This window comes from Streptomyces sp. NBC_00385 (genome assembly GCF_035917155.1).
Classification (GTDB): domain Bacteria; phylum Actinomycetota; class Actinomycetes; order Streptomycetales; family Streptomycetaceae; genus Streptomyces; species Streptomyces poriferorum.
The window spans coordinates 5385014-5404312 of record NZ_CP107951.1; the positions used below are offsets into that span (position 1 = coordinate 5385014).

At 70.1% G+C, this 19299-nt stretch carries 16 protein-coding genes; 9 read left to right on the forward strand and 7 right to left on the reverse strand.

All coding sequences use genetic code 11. The features are described 5' to 3' along the window. Positions 1–10 precede the first annotated feature (10 nt). The 4 genes from OG959_RS24085 to OG959_RS24100 are packed head-to-tail and all read right to left on the reverse strand — an operon-like array spanning position 11 to position 4131. The gene (locus tag OG959_RS24085) at positions 11–1012 is read right to left on the reverse strand and encodes an AAA family ATPase (protein WP_326661601.1); all 1002 of its coding nucleotides are present in this window, start codon (positions 1010–1012) and stop codon (positions 11–13) included. Then, positions 1009–2235, reverse strand: a complete 1227-nt coding sequence (locus OG959_RS24090; RefSeq protein ID WP_326661603.1) for a DUF4350 domain-containing protein — start codon at positions 2233–2235, stop codon at positions 1009–1011. Before OG959_RS24090 ends, OG959_RS24085 begins: the two co-directional genes overlap by 4 nt. After that, positions 2232–2924 carry a DUF4129 domain-containing protein gene (locus OG959_RS24095; RefSeq protein ID WP_326661604.1) on the reverse strand — a complete coding sequence of 231 codons (693 nt, stop codon included), beginning with the start codon at positions 2922–2924 and terminating at the stop codon, positions 2232–2234. The genes OG959_RS24090 and OG959_RS24095 overlap by 4 nt, the downstream gene beginning before the upstream one ends. Positions 2925–2928: 4 nt before the next feature. After that, entirely contained in the window at positions 2929–4131 is a 1203-nt protein-coding gene (locus OG959_RS24100; protein WP_326661605.1) for a glycerophosphoryl diester phosphodiesterase membrane domain-containing protein, read from the reverse strand. 140 nt (positions 4132–4271) lie between these two features. Here OG959_RS24100 and mtnA point away from each other — a divergent pair, with 140 nt between their 5' ends. The 7 genes from mtnA (at position 4272) to OG959_RS24135 (ending at position 12752) form a co-directional block, all read left to right on the forward strand. Beyond that, positions 4272–5417, forward strand: coding sequence for an S-methyl-5-thioribose-1-phosphate isomerase (mtnA, locus tag OG959_RS24105; RefSeq protein WP_326661607.1), 1146 nt, complete (start codon positions 4272–4274; stop codon positions 5415–5417). Between the two features lie 4 nt (positions 5418–5421). Continuing rightward, positions 5422–6111 (forward strand): two-component system response regulator MtrA, encoded by a 690-nt coding sequence (gene mtrA, locus OG959_RS24110; protein WP_187282414.1) that lies wholly within the window; start codon positions 5422–5424, stop codon positions 6109–6111. Position 6112: 1 nt separating this feature from the next. Beyond that, a complete protein-coding gene (gene mtrB, locus OG959_RS24115) occupies positions 6113–8134 on the forward strand; it encodes an MtrAB system histidine kinase MtrB (protein ID WP_326661610.1) in 2022 nt (673 codons plus the stop codon). A gap of 85 nt (positions 8135–8219) precedes the next feature. Continuing rightward, positions 8220–9989: an LpqB family beta-propeller domain-containing protein gene (locus tag OG959_RS24120; RefSeq protein WP_326666581.1), complete on the forward strand. Its 1770-nt coding sequence runs from the start codon at positions 8220–8222 to the stop codon at positions 9987–9989. A gap of 82 nt (positions 9990–10071) precedes the next feature. Further along, positions 10072–10800 carry a ComF family protein gene (locus tag OG959_RS24125; protein ID WP_326661612.1) on the forward strand — a complete coding sequence of 243 codons (729 nt, stop codon included), beginning with the start codon at positions 10072–10074 and terminating at the stop codon, positions 10798–10800. 321 nt (positions 10801–11121) lie between these two features. After that, complete coding sequence (gene hpf / locus OG959_RS24130; RefSeq protein WP_326661614.1) at positions 11122–11811, forward strand: ribosome hibernation-promoting factor, HPF/YfiA family; 690 nt, start codon at positions 11122–11124, stop codon at positions 11809–11811. A gap of 185 nt (positions 11812–11996) precedes the next feature. After that, a complete protein-coding gene (locus tag OG959_RS24135; protein WP_326661616.1) occupies positions 11997–12752 on the forward strand; it encodes a response regulator transcription factor in 756 nt (251 codons plus the stop codon). A gap of 34 nt (positions 12753–12786) precedes the next feature. Here the strand turns inward: OG959_RS24135 and OG959_RS24140 are convergent, their stop codons facing one another. Next, positions 12787–13962 carry a winged helix-turn-helix domain-containing protein gene (locus OG959_RS24140; RefSeq protein WP_326661618.1) on the reverse strand — a complete coding sequence of 392 codons (1176 nt, stop codon included), beginning with the start codon at positions 13960–13962 and terminating at the stop codon, positions 12787–12789. A 51-nt stretch (positions 13963–14013) separates the two neighbouring features. Continuing rightward, positions 14014–14601, reverse strand: a complete 588-nt coding sequence (locus tag OG959_RS24145) for a GNAT family N-acetyltransferase (RefSeq protein ID WP_326661619.1) — start codon at positions 14599–14601, stop codon at positions 14014–14016. Between the two features lie 240 nt (positions 14602–14841). On the opposite strand from OG959_RS24145, the gene secA reads away from it, so the two are divergent. After that, entirely contained in the window at positions 14842–17655 is a 2814-nt protein-coding gene (secA, locus tag OG959_RS24150) for a preprotein translocase subunit SecA (RefSeq protein WP_219571505.1), read from the forward strand. A gap of 366 nt (positions 17656–18021) precedes the next feature. Here the strand turns inward: secA and OG959_RS24155 are convergent, their stop codons facing one another. Then, positions 18022–18441: an Rv3235 family protein gene (locus OG959_RS24155; RefSeq protein WP_326661621.1), complete on the reverse strand. Its 420-nt coding sequence runs from the start codon at positions 18439–18441 to the stop codon at positions 18022–18024. A gap of 290 nt (positions 18442–18731) precedes the next feature. On the opposite strand from OG959_RS24155, the gene OG959_RS24160 reads away from it, so the two are divergent. Further along, positions 18732–19238 carry a DUF6912 family protein gene (locus OG959_RS24160; protein ID WP_326661623.1) on the forward strand — a complete coding sequence of 169 codons (507 nt, stop codon included), beginning with the start codon at positions 18732–18734 and terminating at the stop codon, positions 19236–19238. Positions 19239–19299 lie beyond the last annotated feature (61 nt).

The window sequence follows — 19299 nt, forward strand, 5'->3', positions numbered from 1 at the left end:
ATTCACCGCCTCAACGGGGTACGGGGACATGGGCGAGAACCGCGGTGATGACGGAGTCCGGGGTGACTCCCTCCATCTCCGCCTCGGGCCGCAACTGAATGCGGTGCCGGAGCGTGGGGAGTGCGAGGGCTTTCACGTCGTCGGGGGTGACGTAGTCGCGGCCGGTCAGCCAGGCCCAGGCACGGGCAGTGGAGAGCAGAGCGGTGGCGCCCCGGGGTGAGACACCCAGGGAGAGCGAGGGGGATTCACGCGTGGCACGACAGATATCCACGACATAGCCGGCGATTTCGGGGGAGACGGTGGTCCTGGCGACAGCGATGCGTGCGGCCTCCAGGTCGGCGGGCCCGGCGACCGGTCGTATGCCGGCTGCGTGCAGGTCGCGGGGGTTGAAGCCGTCGGCATGGCGGGTCAGGACGTTGATCTCGTCGTCGCGGGACGGCAGTGGGACCGTCAGCTTGAGGAGAAACCGGTCCAACTGGGCTTCGGGGAGGGGATAGGTGCCCTCGTACTCCACGGGGTTCTGCGTTGCCGCCACGAGGAACGGGTCCGGCAGGGGGCGAGGAGTGCCGTCGACGGTGACCTGGCGTTCCTCCATCGCTTCCAAAAGGGAGGACTGGGTCTTGGGAGGCGTCCGGTTGATCTCGTCGGCGAGCAGAAGGTTCGTGAACACCGGTCCCGGCTGGAAGGAGAACTCGGCGGTGCGGGCGTCGTAGACGAGTGAGCCCGTGACGTCACTCGGCATCAGGTCGGGGGTGAACTGGACGCGTTTGGTGTCGAGTTGGAGCGACGCTGCGAGGGCCCGGACCAGGAGGGTCTTGGCCACGCCGGGGACACCTTCCAGCAGGACATGGCCGCGGCACAGCAGCGCGACCACGAGACCGGTGACCGCCGGGTCCTGGCCGACCACGGCCTTCGCGATCTCGGAGCGCAGCGCTTCCAGGGAGGCGCGGGCCGCGGCGTCGCCGCTGACGGTCCCGGTTGTCCCGGCGGGAATGGGGGGCGGGGCGCTCATGAGGTACGGACCTCCCTTTCGAGGGTGTCGAGTTGTTCTGCCAGAAGGACGAGAGCGGCGTCGTCCGAAGGGACCGAGCCGAAGAGCAGTTCGTGGAGGCGGGTGCCATCGGCACCGCGGCGTACGGACACGGCGGGGAGGAGCGTCGCGGGGGCGTGTGCGTCGCGCGGGGAGACGCCGACCAGGGGGGCGAGGCGGGTACGGGCGGCGTGGCGCAGGGCGGCGGCAGCCCGGTCGCGGGCCTTGGCCTTGCGCTGGAGGCGGGCACGGCCCTCGGTGGACTCGGAGGCGCGGATGGCCACGGGCAGCCGCTCGGCGACCACGGGGCCCAGGCGCCGTGCCCGCCAGATCGCGGCGAGTACGGCTGCGAGGGCGAGTTGGAGGGTTCCCCAGAGCCAGCCTGACGGCATCAGGTCGATGAAGCTGCTTTCGTCCTCCGCGCCGTCGCCGTCCGTGCCGCTGTCGTTGTCTCCGTTGCTGCCCGCGGCCGAGGGATCACCGAGCGAGGGGAGGTACCAGACCAGATGGGGGCGCGAGCCGAGGAGTTGAAGGGCCAGCGAGGCATTGCCCTCGTTGTCCAGACGGTCGTTGTAGAGGAGGTCGGGGGATCCGAGCAGGACGGTGTCGCCCGAGGCGGGCTGTTCCAGGATCAGCAGGGAGGGAAGGCCGGCGGCCGGGTAGCAGGCGCGGGCGCCGACACCGCTCGACGTGTAGCGGAATCCCCCTGTCTCGGCCTCGCCGGCATGGCGTGCGGCGGCCAGCGAGCACTGTGGGGCACGTGTGGAAACCGGCACGGTGGACCGCGCGCGGACACCGGGTGCCAGTGCGCCCACGGAGGGCGGACCGGCAGCGAGGAGGACGGTCCGGCCGCCCGTATCGGCGGTTTCCGCACGGAGCGCGTCCTGCTGAGACGGCGTCAGCAGATTGGGGGCGGCGACCAGCAGAGTGGTGTCGGAGCCGGCTGCGGCCGTGGCGTCCCGAAGCGTGGTGACGACGCGGACGGATATGCCTCGGTCTTTGAGGAGTTCGGCGACGGCCCTGCTGCCGTATCCGTCTGCGGAGCGGGGGTCGAGCCGGCCGTGCTGGTCTCCGGAGCGGGTGGCTGCCAGGGCGATACCTGCGGCGACGAGCACGAGAAGGGCAAGCAGGAGCCCGCGAGCGCGGATCCAGACCTGACGCGGCGTGAGGGAGGCGGAGGTGGAGGGAGCGGCCGTCGCGGTCATTCGGCAGCCTCCAGGAGGGTGCCGGAGAGGTGCGGTGTCGCGGACTCGATGTCGAGATCGAGGGTGAGCACGGTCAGGTACGTCTGCTGGTCGGCCGATCGCCCGCCGTATGTCACGTCGTCGAAGGTCCGGGCTGCCGCCCGGAGCCGTGTGGCGTGTGCGGGAAGTGCGCGGCCCGCCTCCGCGGCGGCCTCGTCGGCGGTGCGTCCGGGGCGGGCGTCGAGCAGAGCGCGTTCCTCCAGCGAGCGGACGATGGCGCGCATCCGCTCCTGGACCGCCTGGCTCCAGTGGCCGGCAGCGGCGTGGGCCTCGGCGGCGGCGCGGTGTTCCGGTGCGCCGCGGAGGCCGCTCTCGAAGAGGGCGTCCGCTGCCCCACGCGAGGTGCGCTGCGGCGCGCCCAGACGCCATAGGAGCCCGGCGATCAGGGCGATCACGATCAGTACGAGTACGACCAGCCCCACAGGTCCGCCCGGGGCAGCGCCCGAGGCGGTCGAAAGGAGGTCACCGATCCAGTCCCAGAGATGTTCCAGAGCACGCTGGAGCGGGTTCGGATCGTTCTCGTGGTACATCGGCTTGGACAGTTCGTGCCGCGCGGCTTCGCGGGCGGGCACCCGTGGAGTGTCCACGGGTATGTCGCCGCTCGCGCGGATCAGTAGCTCTGCTGCCGCTGTGCCACCCGCCCCCGACACGGTGTCAGCTCCTGTTGTCGTAGCCGGGCAGGCCGGCTGCCCTGGCGAGGTCGAGGTCGAGCGCTTCTCGCCGGATGCGCTGGTCCACGTAGAGAAGGGCCATGACACCGGCGGACAGAGGATAGGTGATCGTCGCGATGACCACGTCGCCGATCGCGGAGACGATCAGGAACGGCCAGCCGAAACTGGTGGCTCCGTCGGTGAGGAAGGAGCTCAGACCGCCGTCGTCCACCGCCATCGCGATGAGGCCGAACGGCATGCCGATCACGAGCGTCACGATGAGCGTCAGCAGCCAGGTGAGCGCGAGGATGCCGAAGGTCCGCCACCAGGCGCCGCGGACCAGTTTGGCGGAGCGACGCAGCGATGCGGTGATCGACTGCCGTTCCAGCATCAGCGCCGGGGAGGCGAGGCAGAAGCGGACCATGAGCCAGAGGAACACACCGCCGGCCGCGAGCAGTCCGATGAAGGCGAGGCCGACCCCTGCCGTGTCGCCGATCAGGAAACCCGGGAGGATTCCCGCGGTCATGATGACCGCGGCCATGAGGGCCAGCAGGAGGGTCAGGCCCAGGAGCGGGAGCAGCCGGGGCCGGGCCTCGGTCCAGGCGTCGGAGAGCGTGACGGGGCGGCCCAGCACCGAGCGGCTGATCACCACGGTCAGCACTGCGGTGGTGAAGATCGTGGCGAGCATCGAGATGAGCAGAGGCGGGGCGGTGTTGAGCAGGCTGGAGCGGAGCGAGTCGGTGGCCTGGCGCAGGGCCTCCGATCCGGTGGCGTTCCGGTCGATCGACGGGGGTTCCGGCAGAAGGTACCGCTGCACCAGCAGGATGCCGGCCTGGGCGATCACGGAGACGGTGAGCGTGATGCCGAGGACCGTGCGCCAGTGCGCGCGCATGGTGGAGACGGCACCGTCCAGGATCTCACCGACGCCCAGGGGCCGCAGGGGGATGACGCCGGGTTTGGCAGCAGCGGGCTGCCGCCCCCAGCCGTGTCCCTGCGGGGGAACGCCCCAGCCCGGGTAGGGGGGCGGTGTGCCGGGGCCGGTGGTGGGACTGCCCGGCGCGGACCACTGCCCTGCGGGCGGCTGCGTGGAAGACCAGTTCCCCGCAGGTCCGCTGCCGTCGACGGGCTCGGAAGGCCGGGGGACGCCTGCCTCCTGGTCGTCGGAGGGGGCAGATCCGGGCGAGGCCCAGCCCGGAGTGTCGTTCATTCTCGCTCCTTCACGGTCCTGTCCGCGCATCGGGGCGTCAGGTTGGCAGCCATCGTGCCACGCGTGGCACCCGTCCGGGCCTGGCGCTGGATCTCCTTCGTTCCTTCCTGCGCGGGCGTCCCACGGGGCAGACTGGACGGATGGCTGATCAGGACGCGCAATCGCCGGTGGGCAGCGAGCCCGCCGCGCTTCCCGTACTTCGCTGGGACGAGCCTCCGGAAGGCCCTGTCCTGGTGCTTCTCGACCAGACGAGGCTGCCGGCCGAGGAGGCGGAGCTTGCCTGTACCGACGTCCCCGCGCTGGTGGAGGCGATCCGGACGCTGGCGGTACGCGGGGCCCCTCTGCTGGGCATCGCAGGGGCCTACGGGGTGGCTCTCGCCGCCGCGCGGGGCTATGACGTGGCGGAGGCCGCGGGTCTGCTGGAGCAGGCGCGGCCCACCGCGGTGAACCTCGGGTACGGGGTACGGCGTGCCTCCGGGGCGTACTGGGCGGCCGTCGACAAGGGGGCCGGTCCGGAGCGGGCGGCGGCGGTGGCGCTGGACGAGGCCCGGGCGCTGCACCGGGAGGACGCCGTGGCCAGCGGGCACATGGCCCGGTTCGGGCTCGCCCTGCTGAACGAGCTGCTGCCCGGCGGCGGCCATCGGCTGCTGACCCACTGCAACACCGGGGCGCTTGTCTCCGGGGGCGAGGGAACGGCCTTCGCGGTGGCGCTAGGTGCGCACCGGGCGGGGCGGCTCAGGCGGCTGTGGGTGGACGAGACCCGTCCGCTGCTGCAGGGCGCCCGGCTCACCGCGTACGAGGCCGCACGCAACGGTATGCCGTACACCCTGCTCACGGACAACGCCGCGGGGTCGTTGTTTGCCGCGGGCGAAGTGGATGCCGTGCTCATCGGGGCGGACCGCATCGCTGCCGACGGGTCGGTGGCCAACAAGGTCGGGAGCTATCCGCTGGCGGTTCTCGCGAAGTATCACCACGTACCGTTCATCGTGGTGGCACCGACCACGACCGTGGATCTGCACACCGCGGACGGTGCGGCCATCACCGTGGAGCAGCGACCGGCCCGGGAAGTGACCGAGGTCACACCATCGCGGCTGGGGGGTGACGGGAGGGGTGCGGGCGGAGTGCCCGTGGCCCCGGTGGGAACCCCGGCGTACAACCCCGCCTTCGACATCACGCCGCCGGAGCTGGTCACGGCGATCGTCACGGAGGAGGGCGTAATCTCCCCGGTCACAGGGGTCGAACTGGCAGAGCTGTGTGCCAGATCATCGCAGGTAACGATTAGCTAATGGGATGATGTCGTTTATGAAGGGACGCGTCCTTGTCGTCGACGACGACACCGCACTGGCCGAGATGCTCGGGATTGTGCTGCGTGGTGAGGGGTTCGAGCCGTCGTTCGTAGCGGACGGCGACAAGGCACTTGCTGCATTTCGTGAGGCAAAGCCGGACCTGGTTCTGCTGGATCTCATGCTGCCCGGTAGGGACGGCATCGAGGTCTGCAGGTTGATCAGGGCCGAGTCCGGTGTGCCGATCGTCATGCTCACTGCCAAGAGCGACACGGTTGACGTGGTGGTGGGCCTGGAGTCCGGGGCCGACGACTACATCGTCAAGCCGTTCAAACCTAAGGAGTTGGTTGCCCGGATCAGGGCACGTTTGCGGAGGTCCGAGGAACCGGCACCGGAACAGCTGACCATCGGGGACCTGGTCATAGATGTGGCCGGGCATTCGGTGAAGCGGGAGGGGCAGTCCATCGCCCTGACCCCGCTGGAGTTCGACCTGCTGGTCGCGCTCGCCCGCAAGCCGTGGCAGGTCTTCACCCGTGAGGTACTCCTCGAGCAGGTCTGGGGATACCGTCACGCCGCTGACACCCGTCTGGTGAATGTCCACGTGCAGCGACTTCGCTCCAAGGTCGAGAAGGACCCGGAGCGGCCGGAGATCGTCGTGACCGTCCGAGGCGTCGGTTACAAGGCCGGACCGAGCTGATATGTCCCTGGGTAGCACTGCTCCGAAGCCCGGGGAGCCGGGAGTCCGTGCGGAGCGGGCTGCCGGTTCAGGGCACATGTCATCTCCGGTGGGGCGCTTCCTGCAGGGCGGCCGGTTGTTCCAGGACCGGGCGCCCGGCGGGCCGGTGCCGCGGCTGCTGATGCGCTGGGTGAGGCGTCCGCTGCTGCCTGCCGTACGGCTGTGGCGGCGCAACCTCCAGTTGCGGGTCGTCGCCGGCACGCTGCTGATGTCGCTCGGTGTGGTGCTGCTGCTCGGTCTCGTCGTGATCGGCCAGGTGCGCAACGGCCTGCTGGACGCGAAGGGCAAAGCAGCCCAGACACAGGCCGCCGGAGGGTTCGTCGCCGCCCAGGAGAAGGCGAACGCACCGGTCCCCCCCTCTCAGGGCGGTGACACCGCAGACGGCACGACGGCCAACAACTCCTGGCGGACCGAGCTCGTCGACCAGCTCGCCAGTGGTGGGAAGTACGCCTTCAACGTGGTGGCGCTCAGCGCCGACGAGGGGTCCCGCGCGCCGCGCGGCTCGGGCAGCGTCGAGGCCGAGAGCATTCCGCAGAAACTGCGCGAGTCCGTGAACAAGGGACCCGGAGCCTTCCAGACGTACGCCCAGATCAAGTACTCGAACGGGCAGGATCCGCAGCCCGGTCTCATCGTGGGCAAGCGGCTCTATGACATCGACCGCAATCCGTACCAGCTGTACTACGTCTTCCCGCTGACGCAGGAGGAGAAGTCCCTGACCCTGATCAAGGGCACACTGGCGACCGCGGGCCTGTTCGTGGTCGTGTTGCTCGGGGCCATCGCGTGGTTCGTGGTGCGCCAGGTCGTCACCCCCGTACGCATGGCCGCGGGGATCGCCGAACGGCTCTCGGCCGGCCGGCTCCAGGAGCGGATGAAGGTCACCGGCGAGGACGACATCGCCCGGCTCGGTGAAGCCTTCAACAAGATGGCGCAGAATCTCCAGCTGAAGATCCAGCAGTTGGAGGAGCTCTCCCGGATGCAGCGGCGCTTCGTCTCCGACGTCTCGCACGAGCTTCGGACGCCGCTGACGACCGTGCGCATGGCCGCGGACGTCATTCACGAGGCACGGGTCGACTTCGACCCGGTCACCGCGCGTTCCGCGGAGCTCCTCGGGGACCAGCTCGACCGGTTCGAGTCGCTGCTCTCCGATCTGCTGGAGATCAGCCGTTTCGACGCCGGTGCGGCGGCGCTGGAGGCCGAGCCGATAGATCTGCGGCAGGTCGTGCGGCGGGTGATCGGTGGGGCCGAACCGCTGGCCGAGCGCAAGGGCAGCCGGATCCGGGTGGTCGGCGACGAGCAGCCCGTGATCGCCGAGGCCGATGCGCGTCGGGTCGAGAGGGTCCTGCGCAATCTGGTGGTCAACGCCGTCGAGCACGGCGAAGGCCGCGATGTCGTGGTGCGGATGGGTGTGGCCGGCGGAGCGGTCGCCGTGGCCGTCCGGGACTACGGCGTGGGGCTGAAGCCCGGAGAGGCGACCCGGGTGTTCAACCGTTTCTGGCGGGCCGACCCGGCCCGTGCCAGGACGACCGGTGGCACCGGCCTCGGGCTGTCCATCGCCGTCGAGGACGCACGGCTGCACGGCGGCTGGCTGCAGGCCTGGGGCGAGCCGGGCGGCGGCTCGCAGTTCCGGCTGACGCTGCCGCGTACGGCGGACGAACCGCTGCGCGGATCGCCGATACCGCTGGAGCCCGAGGACTCGCGGCGCAACCGTGAGAACCGGGAGCGGGCCGCGTCCGCTCCTGCCGGGAGCAGCGAGCACCGGCTGGTGGCGGTGCCTTCGCAGCCCGTCGGCACGGACCGGGCAGCGCTGCCCGTACCGGCCCGGGCGCCCATGCCTGCCCGGACCACACCGGCCTCGGTGCATCCGGCGGCCCTCCCGGGCAACGGCGCACGTGTGGTGCCGCGTCCCGCCGGGGAACGGCCGGACCGTCACAACGACTCTCCGGGGCAGGATCCGGGGCGGGAGGACACGACTCGTGGGCACTGACCGTCGTCAGGGCGGCCGTGGACGTGCGGTGGGGGCGACCGTGCTGCTCGGATGCGGCGCCGTGCTGTTGTCCGCGTGCGGCTCGATGCCCGTCACCGGGGACGTCAAGGCGGTGGACGCCTCGCAGCCCGGTGACTCCCAGGTGCAGGTGTACGCGGTCGCGCCGCGTGACGGAGCCACTCCGAACGAGGTGGTCGACGGCTTCCTGGAGTCGATGACCAGTGACGACTCCGATTTCAGGACGACCCGCCAGTACCTCACGAAGAAGGCGTCGAGCGACTGGAAGCCGGGCGCGCTCACCACGGTGCTGGCCAACGCGCCGAACCGGAGCGACCGGCCGGTCCACGACAGCGACCGCAGTACCGACGAGGTCACCTACACCCTGACCGGTGAGGAGGTGGCGACGGTCGACGGCCAGAACGCCTACCAGCCGGTCGCGCCGACCGACTACTCCCAGACGCTCAACCTGGTGCGGCAGAAGGGGGCGGACGGCAGCGAATGGCGCATCGACAGAGTGCCGGACGGCCTGGTTCTCGGGCAGTCCGACTTCAAGCGCCTCTACCGTTCCGTCAACAAGTTCTACTTCGCCACCGGGCGGACCGAGGCACAGTCCACGCTGGTCGCCGACCCCGTCTACATCCGTAACCGGACCGATCCCGCCACCGGTATGGACACGGTGACGCAGGCCGTTCGCAGCCTCCTCAGAGGGCCGACCGACTGGCTGCGGCCGGTGGTCGCGTCCCGCTTCCCCGCGGGTACCGGACTGCGCAAGGGCGTCACGTCGCTGACCCCCGACGACCGCAACGTGCTGAAGGTCCCCCTCAACAAGAAGGCGGACGGAGTCGGGCAGCGCTCCTGCCGGATGATGGCCTCGCAGGTGCTCTTCACTCTCCGGGACCTGACATCCGCACGGGTCGAGCAGGTCGAGCTGCAGCGGTCCGACGGGTCGGCGCTGTGCGTGCTGGGAGCGGACCAGGCCGAGGAGTACGCCCCCGACGGTTCGTCGGGCGGTTCCGACAGCCAGTACTTCGTCGATGCCAAGGGGCATGTGGAGCGCATCCCGGGAAGCACCCGGGGCAGTGGCGAGCCGGAGCCGGTGGCCGGTCCGTTCGGCAGCGGTTCCCTGCGGGTGAGCGCGGTCGGAGTGGCCCGGGACGAGCAGTCGGCGGCTGCGCTCTCGCCGAACAAGGACGCGCTCTACGTGGCCCCCCTCGCCACGGGCGGGGAACTCGGGGCACCGGTGGTGACCAGCAGGGCCACGAAGGCCGGGGACCGGCTCACCGCGCCCAGCTGGGACAGCCGGGGCGACCTCTGGGTCGCCGACCGCGACCCGGACAACCCCCGGCTGCTGCGCCTGGCCGACGGCACGGGCAAGCCGGAGGAGGTCACCGTGCCGATCCTGGACGGCAGCCGGATCACGGCACTGCGCCTGTCCTCGGACGGGGTACGCATCGCACTGATGATGACCCTGGGCGACCGGACGACGCTGCAGATCGGCCGGATCGAGCGGCAGGGCCCGCAGGGCAAGGAGCAGGTATCCGTGGTGGACCTGAGGCACGCAGCACCGCAGCTGGCCGACGTGACCGCGATGTCGTGGTCGGGCGGCAGCCGCCTCGTGGTGGTCGGCAAGGAGGAGGGAGGGGTGCAGCAGGTCCGCTACGTGCAGGCGGACGGTTCGACGCCCTCCTCGGGCGTGCTGCCCGGTGTCAACCAGGTGCGGGCCATCGCGGCGGCGGACGACGAACAGCTTCCGCTGATGGCGGACACGGTCGGCGACGGAATAGTGAAACTGCTGCCCGGCGACAACTGGCAGACGGTGCTGAAGGAAGGTTCGGCGCTGGTCTACCCGGGCTGACCTCCGCAGCCGGGTGTTCCGCGGTGCCCGGCCGTTGTCCACAGGGGTGGTCGGGCCGCCTCGGCGCGGGCACAGTGGAGCCATGCGCGGGTGGTGGCGTGAGATCGCGGGACTGGTCCTGCCGGTGGACTGCGGCGGCTGCGGCAGTCCACGGACGGAGCTGTGCGAGGAGTGTGCCGCGCAGCTGTACGGCGGGGCGCCCCGCCGGGTGAGACCTGATCCGGAGCCCCTCGGTCTGCCCCTCGTACACGCGGCCGCCGGTTACGGGAACGCGGTACGCGCGGTGCTGCTGGCCCACAAGGAGCGGGGCGCACTCGGCCTCGCCGGAGCCGCCGGAAGGGCGCTGGCGGGTGCCGTGAGGGCCGGGGCGGGGTCGTCGTCCGACGGGAGCCCCCTGCTGCTGGTGCCCGTACCGTCGGCGCGCCGGGCCGTCGCCGCGCGTGGGCACGATCCGGCCCGTCGGATCGCTCTGGCGGCCGCCGCGGAACTGCGCCGTGCGGGCACGTCGGCCCGGGTGGCCGGTGTGCTGCGGCAGCGGCGTCCGGTGGCCGATCAGTCCGGGCTCGGCGCGCGTGAGCGCCGGGAGAACCTGGCGGGCGCGCTGGCTGTCGTGGCCGGCGGTGGGCGGCTGCTTGCCGCCGGACGGGTGGTGCTGGTGGACGACCTGTTGACGACAGGTGCCTCCCTGGCCGAAGCGGCCCGGGCGATCGACGAGGCCGGCGGGTGGGGGAGCGCCGGTTCCGGAGTGCGTCACGCGGCGGTTGTCGCAGCTTCTCCGTCCGCCTTCGAAATAAACCGGAACTGGAACTGAACTTGCATCGTTGCAGGTAGTGAGTGGGTAAAAAGACCTGAACGGAGGTACGTGCGAGTAGCGGGTGCCGACATCCGTCCTGGCAGGCTATGTTCGGTTGTGAGGAATGGTGAATGCCAGGCCTCGACGAATGCACCACCAGGTTTCGGGCAGGCGACCCACCGGCGTTCGGAAACCGGGAATTCGGTGGGGTGGAGACCTTGCCGACGGGGGAGGAGGAGGTGGAAGTCACCGAGTCCGCGGCTCCGGTCATCACCGGGGCCTGGTGCAAAAGGGAGATGCTCCGCCACTGAGCGGAGCGATCCGGGAACGGAGTTCTGCGTGGACATCGTCGTCAAGGGCCGCAAGACCGAGGTGCCCGAGCGGTTCCGCAAGCACGTGGCCGAGAAGCTGAAGCTGGACAAGATCCAGAAGTTCGACGGCAAGGTGATCAGCCTCGACGTGGAGGTGTCCAAGGAGCCGAATCCTCGTCAGGCAGACCGCTCCGACCGGGTGGAGATCACGCTCCGCTCGCGTGGGCCGGTCATCCGGGCAGAAGCGGCCGCAGGCGACCCGTACGCAGCGCTGGACCTGGCCACAGGCAAGCTGGAGGCGCGGCTGCGCAAGCAGCACGACAAGCGCTACAGCCGCCGCGGCACGGGTCGCATCCCCGCTGCTGAGGTCGGTGAAATGGTGCCGGACGCGGCGTCGTTCAACGGCGACGGCGAACTGGTCGCCGACGAGACGGCACAGCCCGTACCCACCACCAGGATCGGCTCGCTCGAGGTACAGGGCGAAGGACCGCTGGTGATGCGCGAGAAGACGCACGTCGCGGCACCCATGTCGCTCGACCAGGCGCTCTACGAGATGGAACTGGTCGGTCACGACTTCTATCTGTTCGTCGACTCCGAGACGAAGGAACCCAGTGTCGTCTACCGGCGGCATGCCTACGACTACGGTGTCATCCACTTGAGGACCGACCCGCTGGCCGCCGACGAGGCGGGCGGCGCGGGCGGCGCGCTCGGCGGCTGACGCCACCACTTTGTGGTGCCCCTGGAGCGCCTGTGCGCCCCCAGGGGCACCCTCGTGCGACCACGGGATCACCGCTCCGACGTCCAGGCATGAAATCATGGCGGCCCAAGCCAATCGGTGCTCTGTGAACTGCCGTTGGCGGACAGTTTGCGAACTTCAGGCCGTGGCCTTCAGGGGGAGGAACGATGGCGGACACCTTCGGGCCCGTGCGCGATGCGAATGATGCCGATGATGCCGGCGGTGACCGTGCCGGTACGGACGACGACAGCGGTTCCCGCAAGGAGCCGATCCGAGTCCTTGTGGTCGACGACCATGCCCTGTTCCGCAGAGGCCTGGAGATCGTCCTCGCCCAGGAGGAGGACATCCAGGTCGTCGGCGAGGCGGGAGACGGGGCGGAGGCGGTCGACAAGGCGGCCGACCTGCTGCCCGACATCGTCCTGATGGACGTCCGCATGCCCAAGCGGGGCGGCATCGAGGCCTGCACCTCCATCAAGGAGGTGGCCCCCAGTGCGAAGATCATCATGCTGACGATCAGCGACGAGGAAGCGGACCTCTACGACGCGATCAAGGCGGGTGCCACCGGCTATCTCCTCAAGGAGATCTCCACGGACGAGGTCGCCACCGCGATTCGCGCCGTCGCCGACGGACAGTCACAGATCAGCCCGTCCATGGCGTCCAAACTGCTCACCGAGTTCAAGTCGATGATCCAGCGGACCGACGAGCGCCGGCTGGTTCCGGCGCCCAGGCTCACCGAGCGTGAGCTCGAAGTTCTCAAACTGGTTGCTACGGGCATGAACAATCGCGATATCGCGAAGGAACTCTTCATTTCCGAGAACACGGTGAAGAACCACGTCCGCAACATTCTGGAGAAGCTCCAGCTGCACTCCCGGATGGAAGCCGTGGTCTACGCCATGAGGGAGAAGATCCTGGAGATCAGGTGACCGGGCGGGGGTAAAGCCTCGGAAATGCGGGCGCTCACGCCAGGGCGCGGGCGATTTCCCTGGTGAGCGGCGCGCGCAGCTCCGGTGCGTCCACCCGTTCCAGCCGGACTTCCGTGCACCCGACCCAGGAGGCGGCTTCCACCAGCGCCTGAGCCATCGGCGCCACGGCCTTGGCGCCCGCCAGGGACACCTGCCGGGCCACCAGCGTCGTGCCCTCGCGAGCCGGGTCTACCCGGCCCTGCAGCCTGCCGCCCGCCAGGAGCGGCATCGCGAAGTAGCCGTGGATCCGCTTGGGCTTGGGTACGTACGCCTCCAGGCGGTGGGTGAAGCCGAAGATCCGCTCGGTCCGCGCGCGCTCCCAGACCAGTGAGTCGAACGGCGAAAGCAGCGTCGTGCGGTGGCGCCCGCGCGGCTCGGCCGCCAGGGCCTCCGGATCCGCCCAGGCCGGTTTCGCCCAGCCCTGGACCGTCACCGGCACCAGCCCGGAGTCCGCCACCACGGCATCGAACTGCTCGCCCTTGATCCGGTGGTAGTCGGCGATGTCCATGCGGGTGCCGACACCCAGTGACCGCCCCGCGAGCGCCACCAGCCGGCGCAGGCACTCCGCGTCGTCCAGATCGTCGTGCAGCACGGCGGCGGGAAGGGCGCGCTCCGCGAGGTCGTAGACCCGCTTCCAGCCGCGCCGCTGGGTGCACACGACCTCGCCGTACATGAGAGCCCGCTCGACGGCCACCTTTGAGGCGGACCAGTCCCACCACTCCCCGCCGTTCTTCGCGCCGCCCAGTTCCGTCGCGGTCAGCGGACCCTCGGTGCGCAGCTGCTTGATGACGGTCTCGTAGGCGCCGTCGGGCAGATCGTGATGCCACTGCGGGCGGGAACGGTAGGCGCGGCGGCGGAAGGCGAAATGCGGCCACTCCTCGACCGGCAGGATGCAGGCCGCGTGCGACCAGTACTCGAAGGCGCGACCGCCCGACCAGTACGCCTCCTCGACCGACTGGCGGCCGATCATGCCCAGGCGCGCGTACGGAATCAGCTCGTGCGAACGCGCGAGCACCGAGATCGTGTCGAGCTGTACGGCGCCCAGGTGGCGCAGGACCCCGGGCACCCCGGCCCCTCGGTCCGGGGCGCCGAGGAAGCCCTGGGCGCGCAGCGCGATCCGGCGGGCCTGGTCGGCGGAGAGTTCGGCTGCGGGAGGCTGCACAGACGTCATGCCACGCACCCTAGAGGGCGGCACTGACATCCCGGACGGGGCCGGCGCCCCTCATGCCCGTCCGACGGCGTCGGCCGGCAGATACGCGTCGGTGCCGGGCAGCCCGAGGTCGGACGGGAGCAGGGCGCCGACCCACGTGTCGCGGCGCACGCCCTTGTTGATCAGCCCGGAGCGCTGGCCGCCCTCCATGTGGAAGCCGGCACGCAGCGCGACCGCTCGCGAGGGAAGGTTGCCGGTCTCGGCCCGCCACTCCAGCCGGTCCCCGCCGAGCGCGGTGAAGGTCCAGCGGGCGGCGCAGAGGACCGCCTCCGTCGTGTAACCGAGGCCGCGGTGCTCCCTGGCGGTCCAGAAGCCGACCTCGTACGTCCCCGGCCCGGTACGCCGGTTGATGCCGAGCGCACCGGCCAGGGCGCCGCCGTCGCGCACCACCACGGCGAAGTTGTACATGGAGTCGTCCTGCCAGCCGCCCGGTGAGAGCTGCCGGGCGAAGAGCTCCGCGTCCGCGCGGCCGTACGGCGAGGGGACGACCGTCCAGCGCTGGATGTCGGGGTCCTGGCAGGCCGTGTGCAGCGCGTCCGCGTCGCCCGGCACGAAGGGGCGCAGCAGCAGGCGGTCGGTGGTGAGAGTGATCGGCTCCATGTACGGATTCTGGTGAGGGAACCGTCGTGTGGCGAGTACTTTTCGGTCTTCCCGGCACCTTCGGCACCCTTCGGCCGTTGATTCGGAAGGGCACTGCGGGGTCAACGCGGTGGCAGCCCTCCCGGCGCGGCGGGGTCCTCGCTTACGATGGCCGTTGCGGTGGGGCCCACCTGCCGTGCCCGCGCCAGAGTCCATAACACGACCCAGTGCCAGGCCCGACCGGCAAGGAGACCAGCCTCAGTGTCCGTCTTCAACAAGCTCATGCGTGCAGGCGAAGGCAAGATCCTGCGCAAACTGCACCGCATCGCGGACCAGGTCAGCTCCATCGAAGAGGACTTCGTCAACCTCTCCGACGCCGAGCTGCGGGCGCTCACCGACGAGTACAAGGAACGGTACGCGGACGGCGAGAGCCTGGACGACCTGCTCCCCGAGGCATTCGCGACCGTCCGTGAGGCCGCCAAGCGGGTCCTCGGACAGCGCCACTACGACGTCCAGATGATGGGCGGCGCAGCCCTGCACCTCGGTTACGTGGCCGAGATGAAGACCGGCGAGGGCAAGACCCTCGTCGGCACCCTGCCCGCGTATCTCAACGCACTCTCGGGCAAGGGCGTGCACCTGATCACGGTCAACGACTATCTGGCCGAGCGTGACTCGGAGATGATGGGCCGGGTCCACAAGTTCCTCGGACTGAGCGTCGGCTGCATCATCGCCAACATGACTCCGGCCCAGCGCCGCGAGCAGTACGGCTGCGACATCACGTACGGAACGAACAACGAGTTCGGTTTCGACTACCTCCGCGACAACATGGCCTGGGCGCAGGACGAGCTCGTCCAGCGCGGTCACAACTTCGCGATCGTCGACGAGGTCGACTCGATCCTGGTCGACGAGGCCCGTACGCCGCTGATCATCTCCGGCCCCGCCGACCAGGCCACCAAGTGGTACGGCGACTTCGCCAAGCTGGTCACGCGTCTGACCAAGGGCGAAGCGGGCAACCCGCTCAAGGGCATCGAGGAGACCGGCGACTACGAGGTCGACGAGAAGAAGCGGACCGTCGCGATCCACGAGCCCGGTGTCGCGAAGGTCGAGGACTGGCTCGGCATCGAGAACCTCTACGAGTCGGTGAACACCCCCCTCGTCGGGTACCTCAACAACGCGATCAAGGCCAAGGAACTCTTCAAGAAGGACAAGGACTACGTCGTCATCGACGGCGAAGTCATGATCGTCGACGAGCACACCGGCCGTATCCTCGCCGGCCGCCGCTACAACGAGGGCATGCACCAGGCGATCGAGGCGAAGGAAGGGGTGGACATCAAGGACGAGAACCAGACCCTCGCCACGATCACCCTGCAGAACTTCTTCCGCCTCTACGGCAAGCTCTCGGGCATGACCGGTACGGCGATGACCGAGGCCGCCGAGTTCCACCAGATCTACAAGCTCGGCGTGGTGCCGATCCCGACCAACCGGCCGATGGTCCGGGCCGACCAGTCGGACCTGATCTACCGCACCGAGGTCGCGAAGTTCGCCGCCGTCGTCGACGACATCGCCGAGAAGCACGAGAAGGGCCAGCCGATCCTGGTCGGCACCACCTCGGTCGAGAAGTCCGAGTACCTCTCGCAGCAGCTCTCCAAGCGCGGTGTCCAGCACGAGGTCCTCAACGCCAAGCAGCACGACCGGGAAGCGCCGATCATCGCGCAGGCCGGTCGCAAGGGCGCCGTCACGGTCGCGACGAACATGGCGGGCCGCGGTACGGACATCAAGCTGGGCGGCAACCCCGACGACCTGGCCGAGGCGGATCTGCGTCAGCGCGGACTCGACCCGGTCGAGCACGTCGAGGAGTGGGCGGCGGCGCTGCCCGCCGCCCTGGAGAAGGCCGAACAGGCCGTGAAGGCCGAGCACGACGAGGTCAAGGACCTCGGCGGGCTGTACGTCCTGGGCACCGAGCGGCACGAGTCGCGCCGTATCGACAACCAGCTCCGTGGTCGTTCCGGCCGTCAGGGCGACCCGGGCGAGTCCCGCTTCTACCTCTCGCTCGGCGACGACCTGATGCGTCTGTTCAAGGCGCAGATGGTCGAGCGCGTCATGTCGATGGCCAATGTGCCCGACGATGTGCCGATCGAGAACAAGATGGTGACGCGGGCCATCGCGTCGGCGCAGTCGCAGGTCGAGCAGCAGAACTTCGAGACGCGTAAGAACGTCCTGAAGTACGACGAGGTGCTCAACCGGCAGCGTGAGGTCATCTACGGCGAGCGGCGCCGGGTCCTGGAGGGCGAGGATCTGCAGGACCAGATCCGTCACTTCATGGACGACACGATCGACGACTACATCCGCCAGGAGACGGCGGAGGGGTTCGCCGAGGAGTGGGACCTGGACCGGCTGTGGGGCGCGTTCAAGCAGCTCTACCCGGTGAAGGTCACGGTTGCCGAGCTGGAGGAGGCCGCCGGGGATCTCGCCGGTGTCACCGCCGAGTTCATCGCCGAGTCCGTCAAGGACGACATCCACGAGCAGTACGACGAGCGGGAGAAGACGCTCGGCTCCGACATCATGCGTGAGCTGGAGCGGCGCGTGGTCCTGTCCGTCCTGGACCGCAAGTGGCGTGAGCACCTCTACGAGATGGACTATCTCCAGGAGGGCATCGGCCTCCGTGCCATGGCGCAGAAGGACCCGCTGGTCGAGTACCAGCGTGAGGGCTTCGACATGTTCAACGCCATGATGGAGGGCATCAAGGAGGAGTCCGTCGGCTACCTGTTCAACCTGGAGGTCCAGGTCGAGCAGCAGGTCGAGGAGGTTCCCGTCCAGGACGCGGCGACGTCGCTGTCCAAGGAGGACGCCGTTCCGGCGGCGCGTCCGGAGATCCGGGCCAAGGGGCTCGACGCTCCGCAGCGTCCGGACCGGCTGCACTTCTCCGCTCCCACGGTGGACGGGGAGGGCGGTGTCGTCGAGGGCGACTTCTCCAACGGTGACGGTGGGGCCTCCGGGGATTCGGACGGGCTCACCCGGGCGGAGCGGCGCAAGGCGCAGAAGAGTGGTGGCGGTGGGCGTCGCCGCAAGAAGTAGCGTGCGCTGATTGTTGTTCTGCGGCCGGGGCCGGGCACCGTTGGGTGTCCGGCCCCGGCCGTTGTGCGTGTGCGTTGTGGTGTGTGGGTGAGCGGGTGGTGCGCCTGCGGCGGGCCTGTTCCCCTCCCCGCCCCTTCCCGTAACCGGGGCTCCGCCCCGGACCCCGCTCCTCAAACGCCGGAGGGGCTGGAAGGGCCGGGTGGGTTGGAGAGGGAAGGGAGGGCGGAGGGACGGGGGAGGGAGGACGGAGGGGGCGGAGGGGGAGTGGAGGGGACGGAAGGGAGAGGAGGGAGCGGAAGGGGGAGGAGGGGGCAGGGGAAGGGAGTGGGGAGGGGGCAGAGGGAAGGGAGAGGGGGCTGTGGGGCTTCAGGGGTGGCGTACCGGGGTGTTGCCCAGTTCCACCGCGGCGCAGCGCCAGCGGAGGTCGGGGCCCTGTTCCAGGCGGAAGGCCATCGCGCGGACCTGTTCGCCCGCCGCGATGCTCGCGCAGGCCTCCACGACGCCGGGAGCCGGCTGGGCGCCTCGGCACATGCGGATGACCGGGCGGGCGCCGCGGCTCCTGAGCGGGGTGGCGGGGGCCAGTTCGGCGAGCTGGTCGTAGGCCTCGCCGATCGTGTGGCCGAGCATCCAGTGGACGGGGCGCTGGCCGCTGAGGACCGCCAGGAGGCGTTCCGCGAACCAGTGGTGGGGCCGGATCCGCCGGTCGGTCCGGCGGTGTTGTGCGGGTACGGCTTCGGGCCTGCGTGCGTCGTGCCGTCCGGCGGGCCGGGTCCTGTTCGTGCTCATCGCTGTCGCCCCCGTGCTTCAGAGGCCCGGCCGAGTACCGGGCGGTAACTTCTGCTGTGGATCTTCTACGGGGACGGCGGAGGCGGCCGCAAGCGTCGGTAGGCCGAGGGAGGAGGTTCCGGGATTCACCTATCCGGGTGGCGGGGCCGGTCCGGTGAGGGGGCCCGGGGCGGGCCGGGCAGGGTGAGGGGCGGTTGCCGGGTGGACGGGGCGGGGGCCGGACACGTAACCCCAAAGGGGGACGCCCCACGTATCCTGAGGGCGTTCCGACTACGAAAGCGACCCCAGTGATGCGCGTGTACGTCCCCCTGACCCTCTCCGGGCTCGCAGCGGCGCACCGGGCCGGCGAGGTCGGCCCAGGCCCGTTGACCGCCTACGCGGTGACCCCCGCGCTGCGCGAGTGGTACGTCTCCGACGACATCGAGGAGCTGGAGTACGCGGCGCTCAACCGGGCCGCGTCCGCGTCGCTGCGGTTGATCGCGGGGGACCCGGGAGCCGTCCGGCGACGTGTCGTCGTCGCCGTCGACGTGCCGGACGGGGCCGCGGTCGCCGACCCGGACCACATCCTGGACGCCTCCTCACTCGGTGAGGTCACCATCGCCGCCGCGGTCGCGCTGGCCGAGGCCGCCGCCGTGCACGTCGACTCGGACGAGGCCGACAAGGACGTCACCGCCGCCGCGGCCGCCCTGGGAGCGGCGGACCTCGGGGACGACGACGCCCAGTTCACCGTCGACGGCGCCGAGGACCACGAGCTCCTGTGGTTCGGCATCCAGGAGATCCCGAATCTGATCGGCTGAGCGGGGCCCGCGGAGGGCCGTGCGAAGGGCTGTTCGTCCGGTTGTCGGTGGCAGCGGGTAT

Bases quoted from the DNA above. Each gene is read 5' to 3' on its own strand.
- OG959_RS24085 (WP_326661601.1), bottom strand. From the start codon at position 1,012: ATGAGCGCCCCGCCCCCCATTCCCGCCGGGACAACCGGGACCGTCAGC.
- OG959_RS24090 (WP_326661603.1), bottom strand. From the start codon at position 2,235: ATGACCGCGACGGCCGCTCCCTCCACCTCCGCCTCCCTCACGCCGCGT.
- OG959_RS24100 (WP_326661605.1), bottom strand. From the start codon at position 4,131: ATGAACGACACTCCGGGCTGGGCCTCGCCCGGATCTGCCCCCTCCGAC.
- mtnA (WP_326661607.1), top strand. From the start codon at position 4,272: ATGGCTGATCAGGACGCGCAATCGCCGGTGGGCAGCGAGCCCGCCGCG.
- mtrA (WP_187282414.1), top strand. From the start codon at position 5,422: ATGATGTCGTTTATGAAGGGACGCGTCCTTGTCGTCGACGACGACACC.
- mtrB (WP_326661610.1), top strand. From the start codon at position 6,113: ATGTCCCTGGGTAGCACTGCTCCGAAGCCCGGGGAGCCGGGAGTCCGT.
- OG959_RS24120 (WP_326666581.1), top strand. From the start codon at position 8,220: ATGCCCGTCACCGGGGACGTCAAGGCGGTGGACGCCTCGCAGCCCGGT.
- OG959_RS24125 (WP_326661612.1), top strand. From the start codon at position 10,072: ATGCGCGGGTGGTGGCGTGAGATCGCGGGACTGGTCCTGCCGGTGGAC.
- OG959_RS24135 (WP_326661616.1), top strand. From the start codon at position 11,997: ATGGCGGACACCTTCGGGCCCGTGCGCGATGCGAATGATGCCGATGAT.
- OG959_RS24140 (WP_326661618.1), bottom strand. From the start codon at position 13,962: ATGACGTCTGTGCAGCCTCCCGCAGCCGAACTCTCCGCCGACCAGGCC.
- OG959_RS24145 (WP_326661619.1), bottom strand. From the start codon at position 14,601: ATGGAGCCGATCACTCTCACCACCGACCGCCTGCTGCTGCGCCCCTTC.
- OG959_RS24155 (WP_326661621.1), bottom strand. From the start codon at position 18,441: ATGAGCACGAACAGGACCCGGCCCGCCGGACGGCACGACGCACGCAGG.
- OG959_RS24160 (WP_326661623.1), top strand. From the start codon at position 18,732: ATGCGCGTGTACGTCCCCCTGACCCTCTCCGGGCTCGCAGCGGCGCAC.